20 protein-coding genes are annotated in these 22,314 nt (G+C 56.7%); 8 read left to right on the plus strand and 12 right to left on the minus strand.

Features of this window, described 5'->3' with window-relative positions; translation table 11 throughout:
• Nucleotides 1–19 precede the first annotated feature (19 nt).
• Entirely contained in the window at nucleotides 20–2,386 is a 2,367-nt protein-coding gene (locus HNQ59_RS13635) for a heavy metal translocating P-type ATPase (RefSeq protein WP_246490999.1), read from the minus strand.
• Between the two features lie 613 nt (nucleotides 2,387–2,999).
• Nucleotides 3,000–3,605, minus strand: a complete 606-nt coding sequence (gene plsY, locus HNQ59_RS13640) for a glycerol-3-phosphate 1-O-acyltransferase PlsY (protein ID WP_184040482.1) — start codon at nucleotides 3,603–3,605, stop codon at nucleotides 3,000–3,002.
• 93 nt (nucleotides 3,606–3,698) lie between these two features.
• Between plsY and folB the strand changes: the two genes are divergently transcribed.
• Nucleotides 3,699–4,055 (plus strand): dihydroneopterin aldolase, encoded by a 357-nt coding sequence (gene folB / locus HNQ59_RS13645; RefSeq protein WP_184040485.1) that lies wholly within the window; start codon nucleotides 3,699–3,701, stop codon nucleotides 4,053–4,055.
• A gap of 36 nt (nucleotides 4,056–4,091) precedes the next feature.
• Here the strand turns inward: folB and nadC are convergent, their stop codons facing one another.
• Nucleotides 4,092–4,925 (minus strand): carboxylating nicotinate-nucleotide diphosphorylase, encoded by an 834-nt coding sequence (gene nadC, locus HNQ59_RS13650; RefSeq protein ID WP_184040488.1) that lies wholly within the window; start codon nucleotides 4,923–4,925, stop codon nucleotides 4,092–4,094.
• A gap of 217 nt (nucleotides 4,926–5,142) precedes the next feature.
• Between nadC and HNQ59_RS13655 the strand changes: the two genes are divergently transcribed.
• The gene (locus tag HNQ59_RS13655) at nucleotides 5,143–6,204 is read left to right on the plus strand and encodes an FIST N-terminal domain-containing protein (protein WP_184040491.1); all 1,062 of its coding nucleotides are present in this window, start codon (nucleotides 5,143–5,145) and stop codon (nucleotides 6,202–6,204) included.
• A 13-nt stretch (nucleotides 6,205–6,217) separates the two neighbouring features.
• Nucleotides 6,218–6,664, plus strand: coding sequence for a DUF1841 family protein (locus HNQ59_RS13660; protein ID WP_184040494.1), 447 nt, complete (start codon nucleotides 6,218–6,220; stop codon nucleotides 6,662–6,664).
• Between the two features lie 14 nt (nucleotides 6,665–6,678).
• Here HNQ59_RS13660 and HNQ59_RS13665 read toward each other — a convergent pair whose 3' ends face one another.
• From HNQ59_RS13665 to HNQ59_RS13700, 8 genes are all read right to left on the minus strand, one after another.
• Nucleotides 6,679–7,125 carry a GNAT family N-acetyltransferase gene (locus tag HNQ59_RS13665; protein WP_184040497.1) on the minus strand — a complete coding sequence of 149 codons (447 nt, stop codon included), beginning with the start codon at nucleotides 7,123–7,125 and terminating at the stop codon, nucleotides 6,679–6,681.
• A gap of 95 nt (nucleotides 7,126–7,220) precedes the next feature.
• On the minus strand, nucleotides 7,221–7,547 hold the full coding sequence (locus tag HNQ59_RS13670) for a c-type cytochrome (RefSeq protein WP_184040500.1): 327 nt from the start codon (nucleotides 7,545–7,547) through the stop codon (nucleotides 7,221–7,223).
• A gap of 10 nt (nucleotides 7,548–7,557) precedes the next feature.
• Nucleotides 7,558–7,842 carry a c-type cytochrome gene (locus HNQ59_RS13675; protein WP_184040559.1) on the minus strand — a complete coding sequence of 95 codons (285 nt, stop codon included), beginning with the start codon at nucleotides 7,840–7,842 and terminating at the stop codon, nucleotides 7,558–7,560.
• Nucleotides 7,843–8,319: 477 nt separating this feature from the next.
• Entirely contained in the window at nucleotides 8,320–9,558 is a 1,239-nt protein-coding gene (locus HNQ59_RS13680) for a UDP-2,3-diacylglucosamine diphosphatase (protein ID WP_184040503.1), read from the minus strand.
• A gap of 110 nt (nucleotides 9,559–9,668) precedes the next feature.
• Nucleotides 9,669–10,166: a peptidylprolyl isomerase gene (locus HNQ59_RS13685; RefSeq protein ID WP_184040505.1), complete on the minus strand. Its 498-nt coding sequence runs from the start codon at nucleotides 10,164–10,166 to the stop codon at nucleotides 9,669–9,671.
• Between the two features lie 104 nt (nucleotides 10,167–10,270).
• The gene (locus HNQ59_RS13690; protein WP_425491395.1) at nucleotides 10,271–10,822 is read right to left on the minus strand and encodes a peptidylprolyl isomerase; all 552 of its coding nucleotides are present in this window, start codon (nucleotides 10,820–10,822) and stop codon (nucleotides 10,271–10,273) included.
• A gap of 268 nt (nucleotides 10,823–11,090) precedes the next feature.
• On the minus strand, nucleotides 11,091–12,371 hold the full coding sequence (locus HNQ59_RS13695; protein WP_184040508.1) for a L,D-transpeptidase family protein: 1,281 nt from the start codon (nucleotides 12,369–12,371) through the stop codon (nucleotides 11,091–11,093).
• A gap of 2 nt (nucleotides 12,372–12,373) precedes the next feature.
• The gene (locus HNQ59_RS13700) at nucleotides 12,374–13,474 is read right to left on the minus strand and encodes a nuclear transport factor 2 family protein (protein ID WP_184040510.1); all 1,101 of its coding nucleotides are present in this window, start codon (nucleotides 13,472–13,474) and stop codon (nucleotides 12,374–12,376) included.
• A gap of 203 nt (nucleotides 13,475–13,677) precedes the next feature.
• On the opposite strand from HNQ59_RS13700, the gene HNQ59_RS13705 reads away from it, so the two are divergent.
• The 4 genes from HNQ59_RS13705 to HNQ59_RS13720 all read left to right on the plus strand — a co-directional run bounded on the left by HNQ59_RS13705 (nucleotide 13,678) and on the right by HNQ59_RS13720 (nucleotide 18,370).
• On the plus strand, nucleotides 13,678–14,019 hold the full coding sequence (locus tag HNQ59_RS13705) for a DMT family protein (protein WP_184040512.1): 342 nt from the start codon (nucleotides 13,678–13,680) through the stop codon (nucleotides 14,017–14,019).
• Nucleotides 14,020–14,170: 151 nt separating this feature from the next.
• Nucleotides 14,171–15,862, plus strand: a complete 1,692-nt coding sequence (locus HNQ59_RS13710; RefSeq protein ID WP_184040514.1) for a glutamine--tRNA ligase/YqeY domain fusion protein — start codon at nucleotides 14,171–14,173, stop codon at nucleotides 15,860–15,862.
• Between the two features lie 213 nt (nucleotides 15,863–16,075).
• Nucleotides 16,076–17,824 (plus strand): DUF885 domain-containing protein, encoded by a 1,749-nt coding sequence (locus HNQ59_RS13715; RefSeq protein ID WP_221320246.1) that lies wholly within the window; start codon nucleotides 16,076–16,078, stop codon nucleotides 17,822–17,824.
• A 27-nt stretch (nucleotides 17,825–17,851) separates the two neighbouring features.
• The gene (locus tag HNQ59_RS13720) at nucleotides 17,852–18,370 is read left to right on the plus strand and encodes a dihydrofolate reductase family protein (RefSeq protein WP_184040515.1); all 519 of its coding nucleotides are present in this window, start codon (nucleotides 17,852–17,854) and stop codon (nucleotides 18,368–18,370) included.
• 87 nt (nucleotides 18,371–18,457) lie between these two features.
• On the opposite strand, the gene HNQ59_RS13725 is transcribed toward HNQ59_RS13720, so the two are convergent.
• Nucleotides 18,458–18,949, minus strand: a complete 492-nt coding sequence (locus HNQ59_RS13725) for a DUF11 domain-containing protein (protein WP_184040517.1) — start codon at nucleotides 18,947–18,949, stop codon at nucleotides 18,458–18,460.
• A 1,019-nt stretch (nucleotides 18,950–19,968) separates the two neighbouring features.
• On the opposite strand from HNQ59_RS13725, the gene HNQ59_RS13730 reads away from it, so the two are divergent.
• A complete protein-coding gene (locus tag HNQ59_RS13730; RefSeq protein WP_184040519.1) occupies nucleotides 19,969–22,272 on the plus strand; it encodes a M9 family metallopeptidase in 2,304 nt (767 codons plus the stop codon).
• Nucleotides 22,273–22,314 lie beyond the last annotated feature (42 nt).

Genomic DNA, 22,314 nt, shown 5'->3' on the forward strand with positions numbered 1-22,314 from the left:
CTCCTGATCAGTTGGTCGTTCAGAGGCGGCTTGGCCGCCAGCGCTTCAGCAATAGGGCATTGGACACCACCGAGACCGAACTCAGGGCCATGGCCAGCCCTGCGATCACGGGGTTCAACAGACCTGCTGCCGCCAGCGGAATCCCCAACACGTTGTAGATGAAAGCAAAAAACAGGTTCTGGCGGATCTTTCGCAATGTCGCCCGAGACAATTCAATGGCATCCGCCACCGCATGCAGGCTGTTGCGTTTCAAGGTAATGTCCGAGGCCGCAACAGCAGCATCCGTGCCACTGCCCATGGCAAAGCTGATGTCGGCAGCGGCCAGCGCGGGGGCATCGTTCACGCCATCGCCAACCATGCCGACCTGTTGTCCTGGCTGCTTGAGCTGATGCAAAGCGGCGATTTTATCGGCAGGCAACAGCTGCGCTTGCCACTGATCGATACCTGCGGCTTGAGCAATCGCCTGGGCAGCAGCAGCGTGGTCACCCGTCAGCATCACGCTCCGCACCCCTAGCCGCTGCAAGCGCTGCATGGCCATGGCCGAGTCCGCACGGATCGGGTCCGCCATGGCAAAAGCCGCCAACAGCATACCATTGCAGGCTAGGCCGCTGACCGCCCAACCCTGTTGACGCCAGGTCTGCAGCGGCACGCCAGCCAGTTCAGACTCTGCCACGCCCAACCAAGCCACCGCCCCCAGGCGATAGCGGCAACCGTCAACATCCGCCCACACCCCTTGGCCGGGCTCGCTGTTCACCACCGCACTGGGTAACGGCACGATCGGGCGGGCTGACAACCAGTGGGCGAGTGCATCAGTCAACGGATGACGTGACCCCTGCACCAATGCAGCCAGCACCGCATCAACCTGTGGCGGGTTTGCACCTCGCTGCCAATCAGCCGCCACAGTGGGCTGGCCGGCGGTCAAGGTGCCCGTTTTGTCAAAGGCGATGGTGGTCAGCTTCCCCGCGTGCTCCAGCGCGGTCGCATGCTTGATCAAAATGCCATGCTGCGCAGCCAGGCCGCTGGCGACCATGACCGCCGTCGGCGTGGCCAAGCCCAATGCACATGGGCAGGCGATCACCAACACCGCCACGGCATTGATCAGCCCTGTCTCAAAGCCTGCCAGCCACCACCAGCCCACCCACGTCAGCGCGGCCAAGATCAATACCGTCGGCACGAACACAGCCGCCACTTTGTCCGCCAGCTGTTGGATAGGCGCTTTGCTGCCCTGCGCTTGACGAGTCAGCTTGATGATCTGGGCGAATTGGGTCTGGGCACCAGTCTGGGTGGCGCACCCATACAAAATCTGATCATGATTGATGGTCGCGGCATACAGCTTACTGCCAGCCTGCTTGCCGACCGGCAGGCTTTCGCCGGTCAAGGTCGATTCATCGACCGTGCTGACGCCCCGCTCCACCACACCATCTACCGGAATGGCCTGCCCTGGCAACACCACAAAGCGATCCCCCACCTGCAGGCTGGCCGCAGGCACCTCGACCAGCCGCCCCTGCTGTTCGATATGAGCGGTCTGCGGTGTGAGCTTGGCAAGTGCCTGCAAAGCCGCCAGGGTTTTGTGCTTGGCACGGCCTTCCAGCCACTTACCCAACAGCACCAGCGTGATCACCGCTGCACTGGCCTCGAAATAGACATGGCCACCGCCTTGCCTCAACCAGACCACCGTGCTGAACAACCAAGCCGCAGAAGTACCCAGCGCCACCAACACATCCATATTGGCCGCGCCACCACGCAACGCCTTCCACGCCCCTGCATAGAAGCGCCATCCCACCCAGAACTGGACGGGTGTGGCGAGCAGGAACTGCACCCAGTTCGGCAACATCCAGTCATGTCGATTCACCATCATGCCCACCATCTGGGCCAATAGTGGCATGGTCAGCAGCGCTGATACCCCCATCAGGTATATTTCACCACGATCTCCTCTGGTGGGCACCGTCAAATCAGTCTGCAGTGGGCTGGCCTCGTAGCCCGCCTGATGAATGGCCGCCACAGCCTCATCCAGCGTTGTTGAGGCAGGCTGAAGCGTCAGCTGTACGGTTTCAGCAGCAACATTCACCTGCGCCATCACGCCAGGCAGGCGGTTGAGGACATGCTCGATTCGACCCGCGCAGGCTGCACAAGTCATGCCCTTCACCGCCAGCTCATGCTGTGCAACAGGCACCCGGAAACCAGCCCGCTGAATGGCCTGGATGACCGATTCCGCATGGCCACTTGCCGACAAATCGATTTCAGCCGTTTCCGACCCGAAACTGACACTGGCTGCCACCCCCGGCAAACGATTCAATACCCTCTCGATGCGCGCTGCACATGCTGCACAGGTCATGCCTTCAATGGGCAGGCTCAGATGTTGCGGGTAGGCGGGCGGGGTGGACATATTGATCATCGGGCGACTGTATTGCTTTCAATATACCCCCTATAGGTATAAAGAACAAGGTGCGCCAATATCAGCGCCCCTCCCCCATCAACAGTCCTAGCTCAATGGCGCCACCCTGGCCGTGATGGACCTGCAGCTTATAGCCGCTCAGGCAGGGTCGTGCCGGGGATCAGCTTGGGGGTATATAACAAGGCGGCCTTGTACTGCATCAACACCTCATCAGGGACGTTGAAACGGCGCGGCCATTCCTGCATGGCGATACGATCGAAGACCGTGTCTCACTCATGCCCCTCTCGTCGCAAAATGCAGCGCTAACAGCAGAGTCGCCTCAGCCCACGAGGTGTGGCCGTGGATGGCGCCCATCCGGGCAATCGACCAGCCTTCGACCTCACTACCAGGCGAGGCAGACCGCCCCACCGTGGCCCGAGACATCACCCTAGGCAATGACTGGCTGTATGAATGTCCTCTGCATCAAGATGAAATCGCGATAGGAGGCAACAACATGACATTTGAAATACATCTGCAAGCAGATAAACGAAAAGCCGCAGAAGCGGCTTTGGGAAAGGCAGTTCAGTAGATGCCGTGACAGGGATATCGGCCCGGCACCGCTATGTCACTTGACACGTTGTCCAATACGGCTTTCCTTGCCGGACAACAAGCCGATGATATTACGCTTGTGGCGATATATCAGCAGCGCCGCGATGATGGCAACCACCGCGACTGTCTCAGTGTGGCCGATGAAACGGTAAGCGACGACCGGGCTGGCCATGGCAGCACAGAGGGCAGACAGCGACGAGATCCGCAACAAGAGAGTGACGATCATCCACACCAGCAAGGTCGCCAAGCCCACCCATATATTGAGCGCGAACAACACACCGGCGGCGGTTGCCACACCTTTTCCACCCTTGAAGCGGAAGAACACCGGCCACATATGGCCCACCACCACGGCCAACGCCACCAAGGCGATATCGGATTGCGTCAGGCCGAGCTGTGGTGCGAAGCTCTCGGCCAGAAACACCGCCAACCAACCCTTGATGGCGTCACCCAGCAAGGTCAGCGCGGCGGCGGCTTTGTTGCCGCTACGCAGCACATTGGTTGCACCCGGGTTGTTGGAACCATAGGTGCGCGGATCGGCCAGACCGAACACGCGGCTGACAAGAACAGCAAAGCTAAGTGAACCGATCAAATAAGCAACAACAGCTGACGCTATCGAGAGCATGGCAATTCCACTAGAATAGTCCGCTTTGATTGTAAGGCATCGCGCTTCGCAGCCATATCGGGACAACCCCGCCAACCTGCCGCGCTTATCACGATGGATATCATTTTTGTTCACGAAGTCCGTATCGACACTTTGATCGGTGTCTACGAGTGGGAGCGCCAAGCGCCCCAGACATTACAGCTCGACCTCGAAATCGGCCTGCCCCAGACCGTCGCCTGTCAAACAGACAATATCAACGACACCATCGACTATGGCAAGGTCGTTGAGCGTTTGCGACAAACCTTGGCGGAGCAGCACTTTCTGCTGCTGGAAGCCCTGGCCGAGCATATCGCGCAGTTGATCCTGAGCGAATTCGGTGCGCCGTGGGTGCGCATCAGTGTTGCCAAGATCGGGCTGCTGCGCGGGGTAAAGCGGGTTGGTGTATGCATTGAACGCGGCAAACGGCTCTGACCCGCTTCTGTTGATCGGGGCCGCCCCCGACGATGCTCACATCTTGAAACGCATCGACAGATCAATGGCCTTGATGTCTTTGGTCAACCGCCCGATCGAGATCCGATCCACGCCAGTCGCCGCAATGGCCGCCACGGTGTCCAACCCGACGCCGCCGCTGGCTTCCAGCTCTGCGCGCCCTGCGGTGATTGCGACGGCTTCGCGCATCTGATCGAGTGTCATATTGTCCAACAGAATCAAGGTGGCGCCCGCCTCCAATGCCTGCTGCAATTGGGCCAGTGTCTCCACCTCGATCTGGATTGTCACCCCTGGCTTGGCCAGCGCCTTGGCTTGGCTCAACACCGCATCGATCGAGCCCGCCGCCATGATGTGATTCTCTTTGATCAGAATGCCATCGAACAAGCCGATCCGTTGATTATATCCCCCGCCCACCGTCACCGCGTACTTCAAGGCATGGCGCAATCCAGGCAGGGTTTTACGCGTATCCATGACTTTGGCGCGGGTTCCTGCCACCGCAGCCGCGTATTGACTGGTCACAGTGGCCACGGCTGACAAGGTCTGCAGGAAATTCAGCCCGCTACGCTCGCCCGTCAGCAACGACCGAGCCGAGCCACGCAGCTCGCACAGCACATCACCTGGGGCCACCCGTGCGCCTTCCTTGACATGCCAAGCAATCGATACGGCTGCATCGACCTGCTGAAACACAGCCTCAAACCATGCCTGGCCACAAATAATCGCCGCCTCGCGCGAGATGACGGTCGCTTCGCCTTGCCGATCAGCGGGAATCAATTGTGCGGTCAAATCGCCGCTCCCCACGTCCTCTGCCAGCGCAGTGGCAACATTCTGGCGAATCACATCATTGAGTGTCATGCTTAAAACGCTCCTGCCGGATGGGTAGTATCGCCCCGCACTTTACTGAAGCTCGCGGGTCATCGCAACGTATGTGGTTCGAAACCTGGCTGACACTGACAGCATCTGCTCGTTTCGCCGGCGGCTGGCTGCCGGGTTTTGTGGCTATGTCCAGGCGGGCAAGCCCACCCAACTGGCTCTTGGTACGTATAATGCCAACCTTTTTATCGAGCCTTGTATGAAAGTCGCCTCCGCCATCGCCACCGCCCGACAGCCCAGCGCAGAGCTGGTGATGGAGGTCATCGAATCAGCCCGCGTCGCAGCCGGGCTGGCGCGGGTCGAGAGCATGTTGCTGTTCCTCACCAGCGATTTTTCGGCGGATATCACCCACACCTTGCGTGCCGTGGCACGCACAGCCGGTACGACTCAGATCTTCGGCTGCACGGCCATGGGCCTAGCCACAGAGGAGGAATGGGTGCTGGATGGCGCCGCTGCCGCCGTGCTGGTATTCGGTGAAGGCGTCGGTATCGCCCCGGCCCCTGTCAGCCGCGAGCCGGATCAGCTCCTGACACTGGCCGCCCCCAGCGCAATCAACCAACTCTGGCTCAATAGCCCTGGTAGCCGCTTCGGCGGGGTTGCGGGCGATGCCACCGGCCAGGGGCCGTACGCCATTTTCCGCAATGCCGGGTCGGTCATGGAGGGCAATGTGGATCTGCGCATGAACGGCATGCGGTGCCGGGCCGCAGCAGGACATGGTTATCGACCGCTGGCCGATGCGCTTGCGGTGACGGCTTGCCAGGGGTTTACCATCAGCAGCCTGGACGGCATGCCCCCCTGGCAAAGCCTGCAACGGGTGCTGCCCGGCTATGAGCGGGCCACCTCGCGCCGCCAATTGGAAACACGCGTGGCCTTGCTGGTGGAAATGGGGCATGACATCGTACCCTGCCCACTGCTTTGCCTTGACGAAGGCAGCATTACCATCACCCGTAAGCTGGAGCCTGGCCAGCGTGTCTTCTGGGGGCTGCGCCAAGCCTTGTACAGCGAGCAGGAGACAGCCAGCCTGCTGGAGGCCATGACAGCCGATACCAACACCCCGCCAAGCTTTGGCCTGATGTTCACCAGCGCGGGGCGGGGCCCGGCATTTTATGGTGGTGAAGATCTTGATTTACAGCAGTTCCGCCGCCATTTCCCCAACACCCCGTTACTAGGTCTGTATGGCAACGGGCAGATTGCCCCTGGCCAACCAACCCGCATGCTCGACAACAGTGTCGTTTTCAGCCTGTGCTGGCCTACGCTTTAAACACGGAAATCACATGTTCAACCCTACTCGCGATCAAGCCCGCCAGTTTCTGTTCGATGCCTGGAGGAAGTTCCGTGATCAGCACCCGCTGACGGATCTGGAGAAAATCACGGTCGGCATTCTGGTGGCGCATCCGGAATACCATGGCTTGTTGGATGCCCCAGCGCGGCATCTGGATCGGGACTATCTGCCAGAGCATGGCGATACCAATCCTTTTCTGCACCTCTCGATGCATCTGGCAATCGAGGAGCAGCTGTCCATCGACCAGCCTGTTGGTGTCAAAGCACTGTATCTGCAATTGTGTGAACAGCAGCAGGACGAGCACGCCGCACAGCATGAGATGATGGACTGTCTGGCTGAAATGATCTGGCATGCCCAGCGCTACCAGACCGGGCCCGACCCCGCCATCTACCTGGGTTGCTTGCGGCGCAAGCTCGGGCTGGACGCGACAGCAGGCTAAGCCGGTGCCGTCATTTATCGATACAGATAGTGGTAGGTGAGAAAGACCTGCTCCCGCTCATAGCCCAGCGACTCATACAGGCTTTGTGCCGCATGGTTGCTCGTTGCCGTCTCCAGCGTCAGGCGGCCAATCTGCTGGGCCTCGAAATGATCGATCAGATAGCGCATCAGAAAACGGGCACAACCATGGCGGCGCGCGCTGGGGCGCACATACAGGTCTGACAGGTAGTGATACTTTTTCAGAGTTATCGAACAGTAGGAGGGGTAAAGCTGCGCGAAACCCACAACTTCACCAGTTTCTAGCTGCACCATGAACAGCAATGCTTTGTCGTGCAGTAGATTGTGCTCCAGAAAATGACGCCCCGCCTCGATATGGCTGGGCTGCTCGTAAAATTGCCGATATTCATCGAACAAACCAGCTACCTGATCAAGATGCCTCAGGTCACAACGTACTACTTCCATTTCCATCCTTTTGAAGATACCCACGCGGTCACTGGCAAGGCCAGGCAAAGAAAAATGGCCGGTTGACCGGCCATTTCGTGCAAGCGTAGCACAATTCACTGCTTGACAGTCAGCTCGCCTGGCTGGGCTGAAAAATAGGCTGCCAGATTCTGGATGTCCTGCTTGGTAAGACCTTGTGCCTGTGGGCCCATGATGGCATTTTTGCGCTTACCGCTTTTGTAGTCATTCAGCGCCTGGGCCAGATAATCGCGGTATTGCCCTGCCAGCTTGGGAAAGTCAGGATTGGCGCTATTGCCCCCCTGGCCATGACAGGCCACACACACCTGTTCAGACTTGACCTTGCCAGCCTCGATATCCGCCGCCGCCACCTGCGCACCAGCCAAACCAGCCAGCATGATGAATAAGCCGTATCTCCGTTTCATTGCCTGCTCCTCATTTGGCTGCGCCGTAATAGGCAGCCAGATCTTCCATATCCTGATCACTCAGGCTACCGGCAATGCCCAACATGCTGGGGTGACTTCGCTCACCTGCCTTATAAGCCTGTAGCGCTTTCACGATGTATTGCGGATGCTGCCCGGCAATCTTGGGCACGGAATAGACATGGGGAAATGCAGTTTTATAGGTTTCGATGCCATGACAGCCGATACACATCGAATTCTTTTTGGCGCCCGCCTGGGCATCGCCCTTGGCCTGGGCATGCAGCGTGACGCTGCCCATCAACACTGCCAACAGCAGTGCCGACCCCTCCACTTTGAAGTTGCTCACATTCTGCCTCTTGTGTTGTCTGCCTCTATTTCTCGGAACCTGCCCAAGTGCTGTGCTATGCGATCATCCGCACAACACGGCACGGCTCAAACACCGGGATGCCCCTGACTGCATCAACCGGCTAGAACCGCTGACATGCCTGCTTCACCATCGCGCAGCAGCATATTGAACAGACTCTGGGCACCATCGATACCATCTCACGGCATGAGCCCAGAACGGATATCGACAGCACCTCAACAGGGGGCCAAGCAGCACAACCCAGCACAGCGGGCTTGACTGCGTTCAATCCAGCCTCCGCGGGGCATTGTAGCACCGGTTTTTTGACACCTGCCAGCGCCCATCTGTATTTCACTGATTCCGCACATAAACAATCGGCAATACATTGACGCAGAAACAGAAAATGTACATTGACCACATGCAGCGAAGGACTCACGCCCGCCACTGGTAATGGCACACCGTGCCCTGGTCGTCCTGCTCTTCCCGCAAGTACTGGAAACCCAGCTTTGCCAGCACTCTGGCGGAGGCCAGATGCTCTGCCGCAACGCTCGCCTGCAGGTCGGTGATGAGCCAATTGGCCTGTGCATATGCCAGGAAAGCTTGCCCGACTTCTGTTGCCAAGCCCTGCCCCCAGACAGACGGCTCAAACGCATAGATCAGCTCTCGTGGCTGATCCGTGGGCGAGCTGATCCCGACAAACCCGATCATGGTGTCACTGCTCCGATCCATCACCGCGAACGTACCGTATTGCCAACGCTCATAACCCAGCATCAGCCGTTCGATCCAATAACGCACGGTTGCATCATCCAGCGGTTTGCCATCCCCCATGAATGCAATGGTCTGAGGATTCGCGCACAGACGTGTCAACGCATCCAGGTCGCTCCGCCGCAGCTCGCGCACCAAGGTGCGCGCCGTCTCAAACAGACATGTCGGTGGTCGCTCGGGCCCATAGTGCCGCAACTGCCAGCCCTGCTCGTCGAACACCAGATAGCCGCCTGCGCCACCATACCAATCCGGCAAGACCATCCGGATCGCCTGCTTGTCCGCGACAGGGTAGACATGACGGCCCGGTCGATGCGTGTGCCCGTGGATCAGCCAATCACAGCGTGTTTCGCTCAGCAGGGACAATACAGCCTGCCGGTTGACATCCATGATGGCGGTCGCCTTGCTCTGCTTGGCCATTTCACTTTTCTGACGGATCTGCTCGATGACTGCCTTGCGTGCTGCCAGTGGTTGCTGCAAAAACTGGCCCAACCATTGTGGGTTTCGCACCATGGTGCGGAACTGTTGATATTCGACATCGTCAGTGCACAAGGCATCCCCGTGAGACAACACCAGACTCAATCCATTCAAGGTCAGTGGGTAGGGATCGGGCAACAGCGTCAGCCCGGCTTGCTCTGCAAATTGCGCACCCAGCAGGAAGTCCCGATTGCCGTGTTGCAGATAGATCTGTATGCCTTGTTGGCTAAGCGCATGCAATTGCCCTGTCACCTGCTGGTTGAACGGCGCGGCCAGGTCATCATCGCCAGCCCAGTATTCAAAAAAGTCACCCAGGATATAGAGCGCCCCGGCGTGCTTGGCATGTTCCTCGCAAAACTGCTGGAACAAAGCTACGGTTGCTGGCTCGTCTGGTGTCAGATGCAGGTCGGAAATGAAATAGATCGGCTTCATATTGGCTCAACGAAAAAACGGGCGCCAAGCGCCCGTTCCAGGTGGGGGTCAGGGCTTGCTGACATGTTCCATCGCACAGACTATGAAACCGGGTCAGCAGAGCCAAGTGATCAAATGATCTCAGCGCTTTGAATCACGACATCCTCTACCGGCACATCCTGATGGAAGCCCTTCGAGCCGGTCTTCACCTGGCGGATCTGGTCAACCACGTCCTGGCCAGCCGTGACCTTGCCAAACACTGCATAGCCGTAGCCACGGGCGTCAGGCGAGGTGAAGTTCAGGAAATCATTGTCGGCAGTGTTGATGAAGAACTGCGCCGATGCAGAGTGTGGATCAGGCGTACGGGCCATGGCGATGGTGTAGAGGTCATTCTTCAAGCCATTGTCCGCCTCGTTCTTGATTGGCTCACGGGTGGGCTTCTGATTCATGCCTGACGCAAACCCGCCGCCTTGAATCATGAAATCCTTGATGACACGGTGGAAAATGGTACCGTTGTAATGGCCATCGCGCACATACTGCAGAAAGTTTTCAACCGTCACAGGCGCTTTCGCCTCGTTCATTTCAATGACGATTTCGCCAAAATTGGTCACTAGCTTGACGCTGGCCATGATGGATTCCTTGTGTTGAAGGGGGCTTGCAGCCCCCGTTATGGGTTGATTCAAAGTGTAGACCAAATTGGCAATACGCCTCGGGTCTACCGGGGTTGAATCTGTTATTTGGCCGCAGCGGGCGCTTCGCCCTCTTTCAGCACTTTGACAGACTCGATGGTGATCGGCTTTTGCGGCACATTTTGGTGCATGCCTTTATTGGCGGTCGGTACAGCCACGATCTTGTTCACCACATCCATGCCCTCGACGACCTTGCCAAACACGGCATAGCCGAAGTCACGCACGCCATGATCGAGGAAACCGTTGTTGTTGACGTTGATGAAGAACTGCGCTGTGGCAGAGTCTTTGTCCGCCGTCCGCGCCATGGCAACGGTGCCGATCTCATTCTTCAAGCCATTGTCCGCTTCGTTCTTGATCGGGGCTTTGGTGGCTTTTTCAGCCATGTCAGGGGTCATACCGCCCCCTTGGATCATGAAATTAGGGATGACGCGATGGAAAACGGTGCCCTTATAGTGCCCATTTTTCACATATTGCAGGAAGTTCTCGACTGTCTTAGGGGCTTTTTCGGGATACAGCTCCAGCTTGATGGTGCCCATGCTGGTCTTCATTTCCACCACTGGGTCAGCGGCGAACACATTGGCGGCCAGGGTGAACATGGCTCCCAACACCATTTTTTGCATGATGTGCATAATACCTCCTGAAAGGATTTGAAACAGCCGGCTGGGCGCCCCATACCGGCCAAGTCGATTCTGACGATCTGCCTGCCAGGCCAAGGGACCTTGCCATCGGCCTAGCTCATGACATCCACGTATTCTGCGCCACATCGGGGGAACAGCTCAAACCACCGGGCGCAGCCATCACGCCGTCGGCCAGACGCTGTTGAGATGGATATGCGGGAACCACACGATGCGGACAGCTCGCAGGTCAGCCGGTGCCCTCATAGACAATCTGCCAGCGCCCATCCTCAAAAGCCCAGAACTGGCGCTTTTTCATCTGATGGGCCAGATTGTTGCTTTGATAGTACTGATCAAAGGTGATCAGCGCCATCGGCATGGCTGCAGGGTAACGCAGAATACTGACATTGGATAACTGGATCTTGGCCCAGGTCTTGCTCTCATGAATTTGTTGCTTCTGCTTTGACCATTTGGCGAGATCCACGCCATCGGCTGCAAATCCAGCCGAGTAATGGGTTAAATAGCGCTGGGTATCCAGGCTTTCCCAATCCTGCCGCCAGCGCTCCAATTGCTTGCCCAGCAACGCCCGCTGGGCCTGCCACTCCTGGCGGCTGACCCATTTCACACCATTGGAGATCACCACCGGCGTGCCACCGATCTGCAACCACTGGCCCACCTCGCCCATGTCCTGGTTGGTCAACACTACACAGCCGTTGCTGGCCAGCGGCGCGCGGCTATAGGTATCGTATGGTGTGCCATGCAGCCAGATACCCGACCCCCCCCGCTTTTGCCGTCGGTCCCATTCATTCGGGTAGTTCAGCGGCCATGCACCGATGCCGTACAGCTCAGCCTGCTTGCCATAAAGCTGATCGAGTTTCGCCCGCTCCAGCCTGGATGTGACCTGGTAGACACCGATCGGGGTACGCTGGTCGCCCTCTTTGGCTTTTTCGAAGCCTTTCTTGCCGATGGTGATGTAGTAATCCGCCACGTAGCGCGGCACCCCATGATCGTTTTTGTAGACAAACAGGCGCGACCTGGTGGTATCCACCACCACGGCATGGGGCTGATCCGGGGCGAGCTGTAACAAATCCGCAGGAATGGCGTCGGCGGGCGGCGGCGCTTGATAACGGGACAGGCGGACCAGTGCCTCGTGGCGAAGATCATTCACCGCCTCGGCAGATGCGCCCTGTGCGTCGCCCATGGTGTCCAGCGGTCTACTTCGGGCCAGCAAGAGGTCGCCTTTGATCAGGTGGGCCAGCTTGTAATTCGGCTCGATCGACAACAAACGATCGATGATGCGCAATGCATCCTGCAGATGCCCGTCCTGTATGCGCTGCAGCGTGGCGACCAGCAAGGCCTCAGGTTTGCCGGGCAGTGCGGCCAGCCAATCCTGCTTGATTGCCTTGGGCAAGCGCACGATGCCCGAGCTCATCGAATTGGCTGTGGGCGGCACGACATACAACAGCCCCACCATTACCACGATCAGCCGGGTGGCAACCTTGAAGGATGGACGACGATCACGCGATTTCATGGTCAGCGGCCCAGCCGCTCCTCAACGATCTGCCAACGGCCACCGGTTTTATTCAGCACCAGCGTCTTGCCGGTCGTGGACTTCAGCGCATCCGAGCTGTAACGCTGGGTAAAGGAGACAACCGCCCGGTCAGCAGACTCCAGCCTGACTTGTGGCTGCAATATCCCGACATCGATGCGTTTGGCGCGGCTGATGCGGTCACGGCGGGCGTCTTCCCACTTGTTCCGTGGCTCGCCATTGGGCGGGCGGAAGCTCTTGCCATAATAATCCAGATACGCACCGACCTTGCGGTCAGACCAAGCCTGCGCCCAGCTATTGACCGCACGGAGCACATCATCCGCCACGGCATCATCTGTCTTCGTTTGCCTCTCAGGCTCCGCAGGTTTGGCTGGCTCAGGCTTGGACTCCGGCGTCGATGCAGTAGCAGGCTTTTCAGCAGGTTTGTTGATGACTGCCGGTGCTGCGACTGGGGCGGGAACCGGTGCAGGTGCTGGTGCAGGTGTTGGCTTCGCCACCACGGCAGGTGCAGGCACAGCGGGCTTCGCAGCAACGGCAGGTGCCGGGGCTGATAAGGGTGCCGCAGATGGCAACACCTTGCCGGTGCGGCTGAACAGGTCACGGATCAACGCCAATTTGGTATTGGCATTGTTGTTGCCCTTATCGAGCTGCAATGCCTTATCGTAGGCCTGACTGGCCAGCTTGGCATAGATGTCACCCAGGTTTTCATGGGCGACCGCATAACTCGGGTGGGTCTGAATCGCCATTTCGAGCGCCTGGCGGGCTTTGTCATATTGATTTTGCGAGGCATACAGCACCGCCAGATTATTGTAAGGCTCTGGCAGCTCTGGGTATTCCTCTGACAAGGCAGTGAACACCTTGATCGCTTCTGGCGTGCGGTTCATCTCAGCCAGGATCAACCCTTTCTGAAATCTCACCTGTGCATCTTTCGGGTTGGCCGCCAGGAATTTATCAGCGCGCTCCAATGCTTGAGCGTACTGGCCCTGCTTGGCCATCTTGGCAATTTCCTGGGGCTCTGCTGCCTGTACGGAGATCAGCGGCAACAGAGCAAACATAGCGGCGGAGACGATCGGACGCAATTTCATGGTGAAGGGAGTCACATTCCAAGGGCGCATAATCCGCAAATTTTATCAGAAGCTGTCTGCAAATTGGCTGTTCTACAACAGCCTATCCGTCTGGTAACGTTTTGCGAACCGATCCAGGCAGAGGATTCGGACACCGGGCACGGCCCGCCCATATTGGCAAAACCCATCAAGGCTTTGTACGATCAACCTTTTTTGAAAATCGCATGTCGCCCACATTTCAGACCGTCCTACTGCTCTCGCTCTCCAATGTCTTCATGACCTTCGCCTGGTATGCCCATCTGAAGGACATGGCGGGCAAGCCTTGGTATCTCGCAGCGTTGGCCAGCTGGGGCATCGCCTTGTTCGAATACCTTTTGCAAGTGCCTGCCAACCGGATCGGCCACACCACGTTGAGCCTCTCACAGCTCAAGATCATCCAAGAAGTCATTTCATTGTCGATCTTCATTCCCTTTGCGGTGCTCTACATGCAACAGCCGTTCAAATGGGACTATGTCTGGGCGGCCCTATGCATCCTGGGGGCGGTGTATTTCATGTTCCGCGCCTGAGGCCGGATATTGCCGCGCACCCCATCTACCGGCAGCGGCGGCTCTTGAGTATGGCGCCCCCGAGGCGCAGCTCACCACGCAGTGGCGCGTTACTCTACCGTTTTAGGTTAAAATCACGCATTTACATGATTTTCTCCCGGCCACGTGCATTATGAGCAGCGATAATACGACTCCAGTCACTTCCAATTTCATCCGTTCGATCATCGACGACGACCTCGCCACCGGCAAGCACAAAGGGATCATCACCCGCTTTCCGCCCGAGCCGAATGGCTATCTGCACATCGGCCACGCCAAATCGATCTGCCTGAATTTCGGCCTGGCAGAAGACTACCAGGGCAAGTGCAATCTGCGTTTTGATGACACCAACCCAGAGAAGGAATCCGTCGAATATGCGGAATCCATCCAGGCTGACATCAAGTGGCTGGGCTACCAGTGGGATGGTGAGGTGAAATGGGCATCGGATTACTTCGATCGCCTGTACGCCTTTGCCGAAGACCTGATCCGGGCTGGCAAAGCATTCGTGTGCGAGCTGACGGCTGAGCAGATGCGCGAGTATCGTGGCGATTTCTCCAGGCCAGGTCAGAACAGTCCATATCGCGAGCGTAGCGTGGAGGAAAACCTGGATTTGTTCCGCCGTATGAAGGCGGGTGAATTCCCTGACGGCAGCAGAACCCTGCGCTTGAAGATCGACATGAGCTCGCCCAACCTGAATCTGCGTGACCCGGTGTTCTATCGTATCCGCCGTGCCCACCACATCCGCACTGGTGACAAGTGGTGCATCTACCCGATGTATGACTACACCCACTGCATTTCCGATGCGGTGGAACACATCACCCACAGCCTGTGCACACTCGAATTCGAGGCTCATCGCCCGCTGTATGACTGGGTGCTCGACAATGTCGAGATCGACTGCCACCCGCAGCAGATCGAATTCTCACGCGCCGAGTTGTTATACGCCGTGACCTCGAAGCGCAAATTGAATCAGTTGGTGACTGAGGGCTTGGTTTCCGGCTGGGACGACCCGCGCATGCCTACCGTCTCCGGCATGCGCCGCCGTGGCTACAGCCCAGAGGGCATCCGCCTGTTTGCGCAGCGTTGTGGCATCTCGAAAAGCGAGAACGTGATGGACTACTCGGTGCTGGAAGGTGCCGTGCGGGAGACATTGGAAGCCGGTGCCCCCCGTGTCATGGCCGTGCTCGATCCAATCAAAGTCACCTTGACCAATTTCGAGCCAGGCGTCACCGGCTCGCGCGCCGCGCCTTTCCACCCGCACCACCCGGAATTCGGTGAGCGCGAGGTGCCCATTGCGCCGGTCATCTATATCGATCGAGAGGATTTCGCGGAAGTGCCGCCCGCAGGCTGGCAACGGCTGACGGCAGGTGGTGAGGTACGGCTGCGCTACAGCTATGTGATCAAGTGTGATGAGGTGATCAAAGACGCAGAAGGACGCATCACCGAGCTGAAATGCTCACTCGACCCCGCCACCTTGGGGCAGAACCCGGTTGGGCGCAAAGTGAAAGGCGTCATTCACTGGGTATCGGCAGAACATGCTATTGAAGCGGAGGTGCGCCTGTATGATCGCTTGTTCACCGTGGAACGCCCCGACGCAGTGCGTGGCGAAGGGGGCGAATACGTCGATTTCAAGCAGTTCATCAATCCAAACTCGCTGAAAGTGGTGACCGGCTACGTCGAAGCGTGCGTCAGGGATGCCGCACCGGAGACACGCTATCAGTTTGAACGCATTGGCTATTTCGTGACCGACCGTGACGATCATCTGCCAGGCGGCAAACCTGTGTTCAACCGCACGGTTGGCCTGAAGGATTCCTGGGCCAAACAGGGCTGATTTGGCAGTGGACGCCAGTCCCAGCGCTGAAATAGACTAAGCCGACCGATATGGTCGGCTTTTTTCTTGCAGGCCGTCGAACCAACCGGTTCGATTGATATGATTTCCTGACCCGCCGACTCCATATCACAGGTTTGATGGTTCCGATCCCATCAACCTTTGATCGATGCACAGCCAACGCAACCAGACAATACCAACAATTGGGAGAGACGCATGGCCAAATCCACCCTCATCGCCCTCAGCCTGGGCTTGCTGCTACCCCTCACCAGCCTGGCGAATAGCAACGAATGGGTCAAAACCAGTGACCGCTACACGCAAGCCATATTGGAGATACGCGGCAAATACGATCCTGAAATCGCGTCGTTTGATGGTTTGGAAAGCTATGACACTCAAACTGTTGATTGGGGACCGAATTATCGGCAGCGCCATGCCAAAAGTTTCCGTCAGATTCTCGCCAAGCTGGAACAAGCCAAGAAAACCGAGCGCGACCCACGAGTCCACCAGGATCTGGTCATCCTCACACGCGGCATTGAACGCGACCTGACTGGCAGGCAGCTACAACAAAGCCTGCTCTTGCCTTACTACAACGCCGCCGAGTCGATCTATCATGGCTTGGAGACCTTGCTGCAAGAGCAAAACACGGCAGAACGTAAACAGCGGGCAATCGAGCGCCTGAAGCGCTATATAGGTATGCTACCGGGCAGCCAACCACTGACCGAACAAGCCAAGGCACGCACGCTGGAAGCCTTGCGGCAACCAGGGTTGATCGGGCCCTATCAAGAGGAGCTGGTGCAAGGCATCGACAACACACCGCGCTATCTGGACGGCATTGCCGAGCTGTTCAAGACCGCCAAGCTGACAGGCTGGGAACCCGCCCATGCCACGCTCAGCAAGCAGCTACATGACTATGATCAATGGTTGAAACAGCATCTACAGCCTAGAGCCCGCTCACAGGCCACCCTGCCTGCGGCGATCTACCTGCATCGCCTGCAGGTCAATGGGGTCGATCTGCAACCGGCGGAATTGATCGAGCGCTCTGCGGCCAGCTTTCTGGAAATCCGCGATGAAATGCAGGCCCTGGCCGACCAGATCGCCATTGAACGCAAGCTGCCCAGCAAAGATTATCGCGAGGTATTGCGCATCTTGCTGGCGGAGACACTACCCGCCGATCAAGTTCTGCCCCATTACCAGCAACGCCTGAAGACCATTGAAGCCATCATCAGGCGCGAACGGATCTTGAGCCTGCCGGAGCGCGAAGCCATCATCCGTCTGGCCACCGAAGCGGAGGCGGCAGCCACGCCCTCGGCGCAGATGAAAGCACCGCGCCTGGTCGGCAATACCGGCGAGCGCGGCGAATTCCTGATCCCGTTGCGTAACCCAAATGCCCAAACCGGCGCGGATACCAGCGACGACCTGAACCCCTCTGCATCCTGGACACTGACAGCACATGAGGCCAGGCCAGGACACGAGCTGCAGTTCGCCCGCATGATCGAGACCGGCGTCTCGCTCGCCCGTGCGCTGTTTGCAGAGGACACCGCCAATGTAGAAGGCTGGGCACTGTATAGCGAAGCATTGATCCGCCCCTACATGCCATTGGAAGGCCAGCTGCTGTCGCTGAAGGACAGGATGTTACGAATCGCTCGCGGTTTTCTCGACCCCATGGTCAATACCGGCCAGATCACCCCACAGGAAGCCAAAGCCTTTTTGATGAAGGAAGTGCTGATCTCGGAAGCGTTCGCCCAGCAGGAAGCAGACCGGTACGCATTTCGCGACCCCGGCCAAGCCACCTCCTACTATCATGGATATCTGAAGCTCAGAGCATTGCGCCACCAGACCGAATTCAAGCTCGGCACCCGGTTCGATCAGCAGGCCTTCCATGATTTCATCCTGGCCCAAGGCCTGTTGCCACCGGATCAGCTGACTGAAGCAGTCAAGCGGGCATTCATCCCGCGCTACCAATAAACCCGCCTGTCAGGAAAGGAGCAGCGCATGCGCCCGGTCAGCCTCTTCATTGCCACCAGCCTGGATGGCTATATCGCTCGCGAAGATGGCAGCGTCGATTGGTTGTTTTCAGATCAGGACTACGGATACAGCGCGTTCTACGAACGGGTCGATACAGTCCTGATGGGGCGACACACCTGGCAGCAGGTGCAACAGTTGGGTGCCTACCCATATGCAGGGAAGCCTGGCATCGTATTTTCACATGCACTGTCCGGGACAGATGACCCGGATGTGCAAGTGGTCGTTGACCCGGTCGATACGTGGTTACGTGAACACAAACAGGCGGCGGGCGGCACCATCTGGCTGGTTGGGGGCGCCAAGCTGGTTGATAGTTGCCTACAAGCCGATCTGATAGATGAATTCATCCTGTCGATCCACCCCGTCATCCTCGGGGATGGCATCCCCTTGTTCCGGCCAGGGCATCGCACCCTGCCATTGACATTGATTCATCAGGAGTCATTCGATACCGGATTGATACAACTTACCTACCAGCGCCCTCGCGAATGACCCAAGCCACACGGAGAAGCACTCAGGCCTGAACCCAATCACGCTACAGGAAAAAGCATGCCGCAAATGACAATGAGCGGGTGACTGCTACTGTGCCGTTGCCCCTGCAATGGCTTGTTTGAAATTATTGCTGTGGTCTTCATCGGGCAGAGCATTCCATACAAAAGCCGCGCAGCTCTTTTGATACCCTGCTGCAGACGGCAATGTCTCAGCAGTGATGCTGACGGACTTCGTTGCACCAACACCCATACTCCCCAACTTACACAGCATCGAGCCATGCGGGCCAGACTTCTTGCCAAACGCAAAGCCCAACTGGCAACCTTTAGCAGCTGTCTTGACGCGCATCTCCAAAGGTAGCAGGACATGCAGGGTAACCTCGCGTGCATCATCATCATGATGGTTAAACACGCTGATATCACAGCGGTAAGCAGTGCTCGACACTTCTGTCATCGAGATGTTGGAAATTTGCACGTCGGCTGTCGTAACTTGCGCTTGTGCTTGCGCCAACACCGCCATCAACGACACGACCATCAAAGCTGATTGCGTCATCATCTCCCTCCAGCAAATAGAACCACCCACCCATCAAGAGCCACCACGGGTGCCGCATACCACTTAATGCCACCACCAGCGGCTATGCCAACTACCACAATAGCATATTCCAACCAGAAACCAATCTGACCCACTTTAACCGGTGGTTATCCGGTGACATCACCCCACCCCCGCACCTCAAACATTCATCCATTTCAATAAACCAAGGCGCAAACAATAAAAAGACCATTTCCAATCAATGCTCTTCATTCAAAAAAGCAAAATAAACATATCAACAATCAGATAAGGCATAGCGGTAAAGACACAACGCTCGATAATGACAACGTCAAATCAAGTCTGTTTTTTTCATAGAAAAAAAAGCCAAAAATTTAATAAACTCATGCCATTTGTCTTTAACGAAAAAAATAACGCGGTTTCGAAAAAACATGCAGTAATAAATGCAATGCGTTGTTATATGCATCATGTCTCGCCTACAGCAATTTTCTCAGCGCCACCTCCCCAAGCACTCTTCAAAGTCTGGCGATAAGCCGCGCTGCAATACATCGTGCTACGCATTGATATGCCGCCCAAGCCCGCTGGAAAAAGCCCTGAAAATCAGCTCAACATCCAAACATCCGACTGTTTGCACATAAACAAGCATGAACATCATTTTTTTCACTTTTGGAAGATCCGCCCCCTAGCCAGGCCGAATCCGCCAAAACTCAAATGTCATTACTTGTTAAGAAAACGTTATCCATATAAAATAAATCACTTAGCTGGACTTATGCATACTCCGATGTGCATCAACACCATGCAACGCAGGCATAAGTCCTTATTGAATTGTAAAAAAACGCCGTGGATGCATAGTTTTCATGCAATACCACTTAAGTTCCACTCTGCGATAGTCGCACTTGTATGCAAACAGCATCTCACAGACCTGCCAACTTGCATCTTTTATATACGAACAGATGGGTTGTCTGGGTGGGTGTTTGAACTGATATACCTTAGCTACCGAGTGTTTTTCTCGGCTTTTACCTTCTTGGTACACAAATTTTTGGGAGTGCCCCTCAATGTTGACACCAACACAGCCTCGCCGTTTGTTGTGCGTACTATTAAGTGGTCTTTTTCTGGCCCCAGGCGCATTCGCTGATGATCTCGCACCTCAGATCGATGTGCAGAGCAGCACACAGAGACATGCGGAGCCGCCACGCGAACGGACGCTGTTGCCGCCTAGCGACGCGCAGGCTCAGTACAACCTGACAGAAAGCCGTAAGCCACGTTTTGATCTGATGCCAGCCCATATGCAGGCTCAAGCCTTCGCGCCTACGGATGAATGTAAGGATGTCAACAAGATGGCCCAGTACCGTGGGTCAGCTTTGGCGGACTATCTGGTCAAGCTGCCGGATGTTGAGTGCACTTATGGCTTGTTCTCGCTCAACAGCACCCAGCAAGCTCAGATCTATACACTTGAAAATTATCAAGCCGTTGCCAGCCGACTGAATCAGGAAGCAGCTCGCTATAACAACAGCTCCCGTGCAGTGGCCAATCTGGTGCTCTTCCTGCGTGCAGGTTATTACCTCGCAGATACCGCGCCTGCCACCATGCCGCCTTCCAGCGTTCGTGATCAGATCCGCCCGGCCCTGGTATCCATGATGGATAATCCATCGCTGTTCAAAACCAACTCCGCAGCCAGCAGCACGGCTAGCGAAGTCATGAAGCTGATCACCAATTTGCGTGATGAAGCGTACTTCCTACCTCGTACCAAGCAGCTGATCCGCAAGCTGACCAACTCCCCCAGCAATCCCAAGGCAAGCGACGCATTCAAGAACTACGAAGCAGATGCTGGCTTTACCGGCATGCTGAATATCATGTTCTATGCTCATTACCGCGACGACTCCAAGCGGATGCTGACTCAGGACGACAGCTATATGATGGCGCTGTATGACTTCCTGGTGCAGAACAAGGCTGCGCTGTTGGATAGCAAAGGCTACCAGCTGAGTGATACCGCAAACGAGCTGTTCCGTTTCATGCAGTATCCAAACATGAAGCCTAAGGTCAAACCGCTGCTGAAGAACGTCCTGGCCTCGTCCAGAATGAATGGACCAGACATGCTTGTCTGGCTCGCAGGGGCCAAGGCCGTGGATTATTATGACGCGGCCAACTGTAGCGAATATGGCACCTGCAACTTCAAAGAGAAGTTGATGGATCAAGTGCTGCCTATCCGTCACACATGTAGCCCGACCATTCAGATCCGGGCGCAGGACATGACCGCAGAACAATTGCAGGCTTCTTGCAAGACGTTGAGCGCGGAAGAAAACTATGTCCACACCATGCTGAAGACTCAGCGCAAGCCAGTGGCTGATGACAAGAATTCTGCACTGCAAGTTGTGGTGTTCGATGACTACACCAACTACTCACGCTTCGCCGGCGCCATCTTCGACATCTCTACCAATAACGGTGGTATGTACCTGGAAGGAGATCCATCCAAGGCGGGCAACCAAGCGCGTTTCATTGCCCATGAAGCCTCTTGGGAACGTCCGAAGTTCAGCATCTGGAACCTGGAGCACGAATACGTGCACTATCTGGATGGCCGCTTCGACATGTACGGCAACTTTGGCAAATCTACGGAAAAACCGACAGTCTGGTGGATTGAGGGCATCGCGGAATATCTCTCGCTGCGCAACAAGAACCAAAAAGCGATCGATGTCGCCAAGACTGGCAAGTACAAGCTCAGCCAGATTTTTGGTAATACCTACAGCATGGGCGACTATCAAGATCGAGCCTACCGCTGGGGCTATATGGCAACTCGCTTCATGATGGAACGCCACCGGAACGAAGTCGATACCATCCTGGGCCTGTTCCGCACCGGTAAATATGCTGAATATCAAAGCATGATGGATCGGATCGGCACGCGCTACGACAACGAATTCGCTGATTGGGCGAACCGGGCTACGACCAATGGTGAACCTCCATCACCCACTCCGACACCAACGCCTACACCAACTCCGACCCCGACTCCGACTCCGACTCCGACCAAAGAATGTGCGAGTCGCGCACAGTTGGACAACGGATGTGCGATCAGCAATCTGTCAAGCAACAGCTACACCTATCTGTATCTGTGGGTGCCAGCTGGTGCGACCAATCTGCGCATCAACACCGAAGGCGGCACAGGCGATGTCAGCGCTTACCTGGGTGTCGACAAATGGGCAACACCTACTGACTACCATTACAAATCCACCAATGCCGGCAATAAGGAAAGCATCTCGATTCCGAACCCGACCGGTGGCAAATGGCACTATCTGACTGTGAAGGCAGAGAAGCCATTCAACGGGCTGAAGGCCTGGGCTACTTACACCCAGCCTGTCAAACCTTGATGGCATGAAAACATAAAGCGCCCCTGACCCCAGGCCTGATGG

Origin of the sequence: Chitinivorax tropicus (assembly GCF_014202905.1) — a bacterium.
Lineage (GTDB): Bacteria > Pseudomonadota > Gammaproteobacteria > Burkholderiales > SCOH01 > Chitinivorax > Chitinivorax tropicus.

What these genes read in the sequence shown, in the direction of transcription:
- HNQ59_RS13660 (WP_184040494.1), top strand. Translation starts at nt 6,218, where the DNA reads ATGTTCAACCCTACTCGCGATCAAGCCCGCCAGTTTCTGTTCGATGCC.
- HNQ59_RS13710 (WP_184040514.1), top strand. Translation starts at nt 14,171, where the DNA reads ATGAGCAGCGATAATACGACTCCAGTCACTTCCAATTTCATCCGTTCG.
- HNQ59_RS13675 (WP_184040559.1), bottom strand. Translation starts at nt 7,842, where the DNA reads ATGGGCAGCGTCACGCTGCATGCCCAGGCCAAGGGCGATGCCCAGGCG.
- HNQ59_RS13665 (WP_184040497.1), bottom strand. Translation starts at nt 7,125, where the DNA reads ATGGAAGTAGTACGTTGTGACCTGAGGCATCTTGATCAGGTAGCTGGT.
- HNQ59_RS13715 (WP_221320246.1), top strand. Translation starts at nt 16,076, where the DNA reads ATGGCCAAATCCACCCTCATCGCCCTCAGCCTGGGCTTGCTGCTACCC.
- nadC (WP_184040488.1), bottom strand. Translation starts at nt 4,925, where the DNA reads ATGACACTCAATGATGTGATTCGCCAGAATGTTGCCACTGCGCTGGCA.
- HNQ59_RS13680 (WP_184040503.1), bottom strand. Translation starts at nt 9,558, where the DNA reads ATGAAGCCGATCTATTTCATTTCCGACCTGCATCTGACACCAGACGAG.
- HNQ59_RS13655 (WP_184040491.1), top strand. Translation starts at nt 5,143, where the DNA reads ATGAAAGTCGCCTCCGCCATCGCCACCGCCCGACAGCCCAGCGCAGAG.
- HNQ59_RS13720 (WP_184040515.1), top strand. Translation starts at nt 17,852, where the DNA reads ATGCGCCCGGTCAGCCTCTTCATTGCCACCAGCCTGGATGGCTATATC.
- plsY (WP_184040482.1), bottom strand. Translation starts at nt 3,605, where the DNA reads ATGCTCTCGATAGCGTCAGCTGTTGTTGCTTATTTGATCGGTTCACTT.
- HNQ59_RS13695 (WP_184040508.1), bottom strand. Translation starts at nt 12,371, where the DNA reads ATGAAATCGCGTGATCGTCGTCCATCCTTCAAGGTTGCCACCCGGCTG.
- folB (WP_184040485.1), top strand. Translation starts at nt 3,699, where the DNA reads ATGGATATCATTTTTGTTCACGAAGTCCGTATCGACACTTTGATCGGT.
- HNQ59_RS13700 (WP_184040510.1), bottom strand. Translation starts at nt 13,474, where the DNA reads ATGAAATTGCGTCCGATCGTCTCCGCCGCTATGTTTGCTCTGTTGCCG.
- HNQ59_RS13730 (WP_184040519.1), top strand. Translation starts at nt 19,969, where the DNA reads ATGTTGACACCAACACAGCCTCGCCGTTTGTTGTGCGTACTATTAAGT.
- HNQ59_RS13690 (WP_425491395.1), bottom strand. Translation starts at nt 10,822, where the DNA reads ATGTTCACCCTGGCCGCCAATGTGTTCGCCGCTGACCCAGTGGTGGAA.
- HNQ59_RS13635 (WP_246490999.1), bottom strand. Translation starts at nt 2,386, where the DNA reads ATGTCCACCCCGCCCGCCTACCCGCAACATCTGAGCCTGCCCATTGAA.
- HNQ59_RS13685 (WP_184040505.1), bottom strand. Translation starts at nt 10,166, where the DNA reads ATGGCCAGCGTCAAGCTAGTGACCAATTTTGGCGAAATCGTCATTGAA.
- HNQ59_RS13670 (WP_184040500.1), bottom strand. Translation starts at nt 7,547, where the DNA reads ATGAAACGGAGATACGGCTTATTCATCATGCTGGCTGGTTTGGCTGGT.
- HNQ59_RS13705 (WP_184040512.1), top strand. Translation starts at nt 13,678, where the DNA reads ATGTCGCCCACATTTCAGACCGTCCTACTGCTCTCGCTCTCCAATGTC.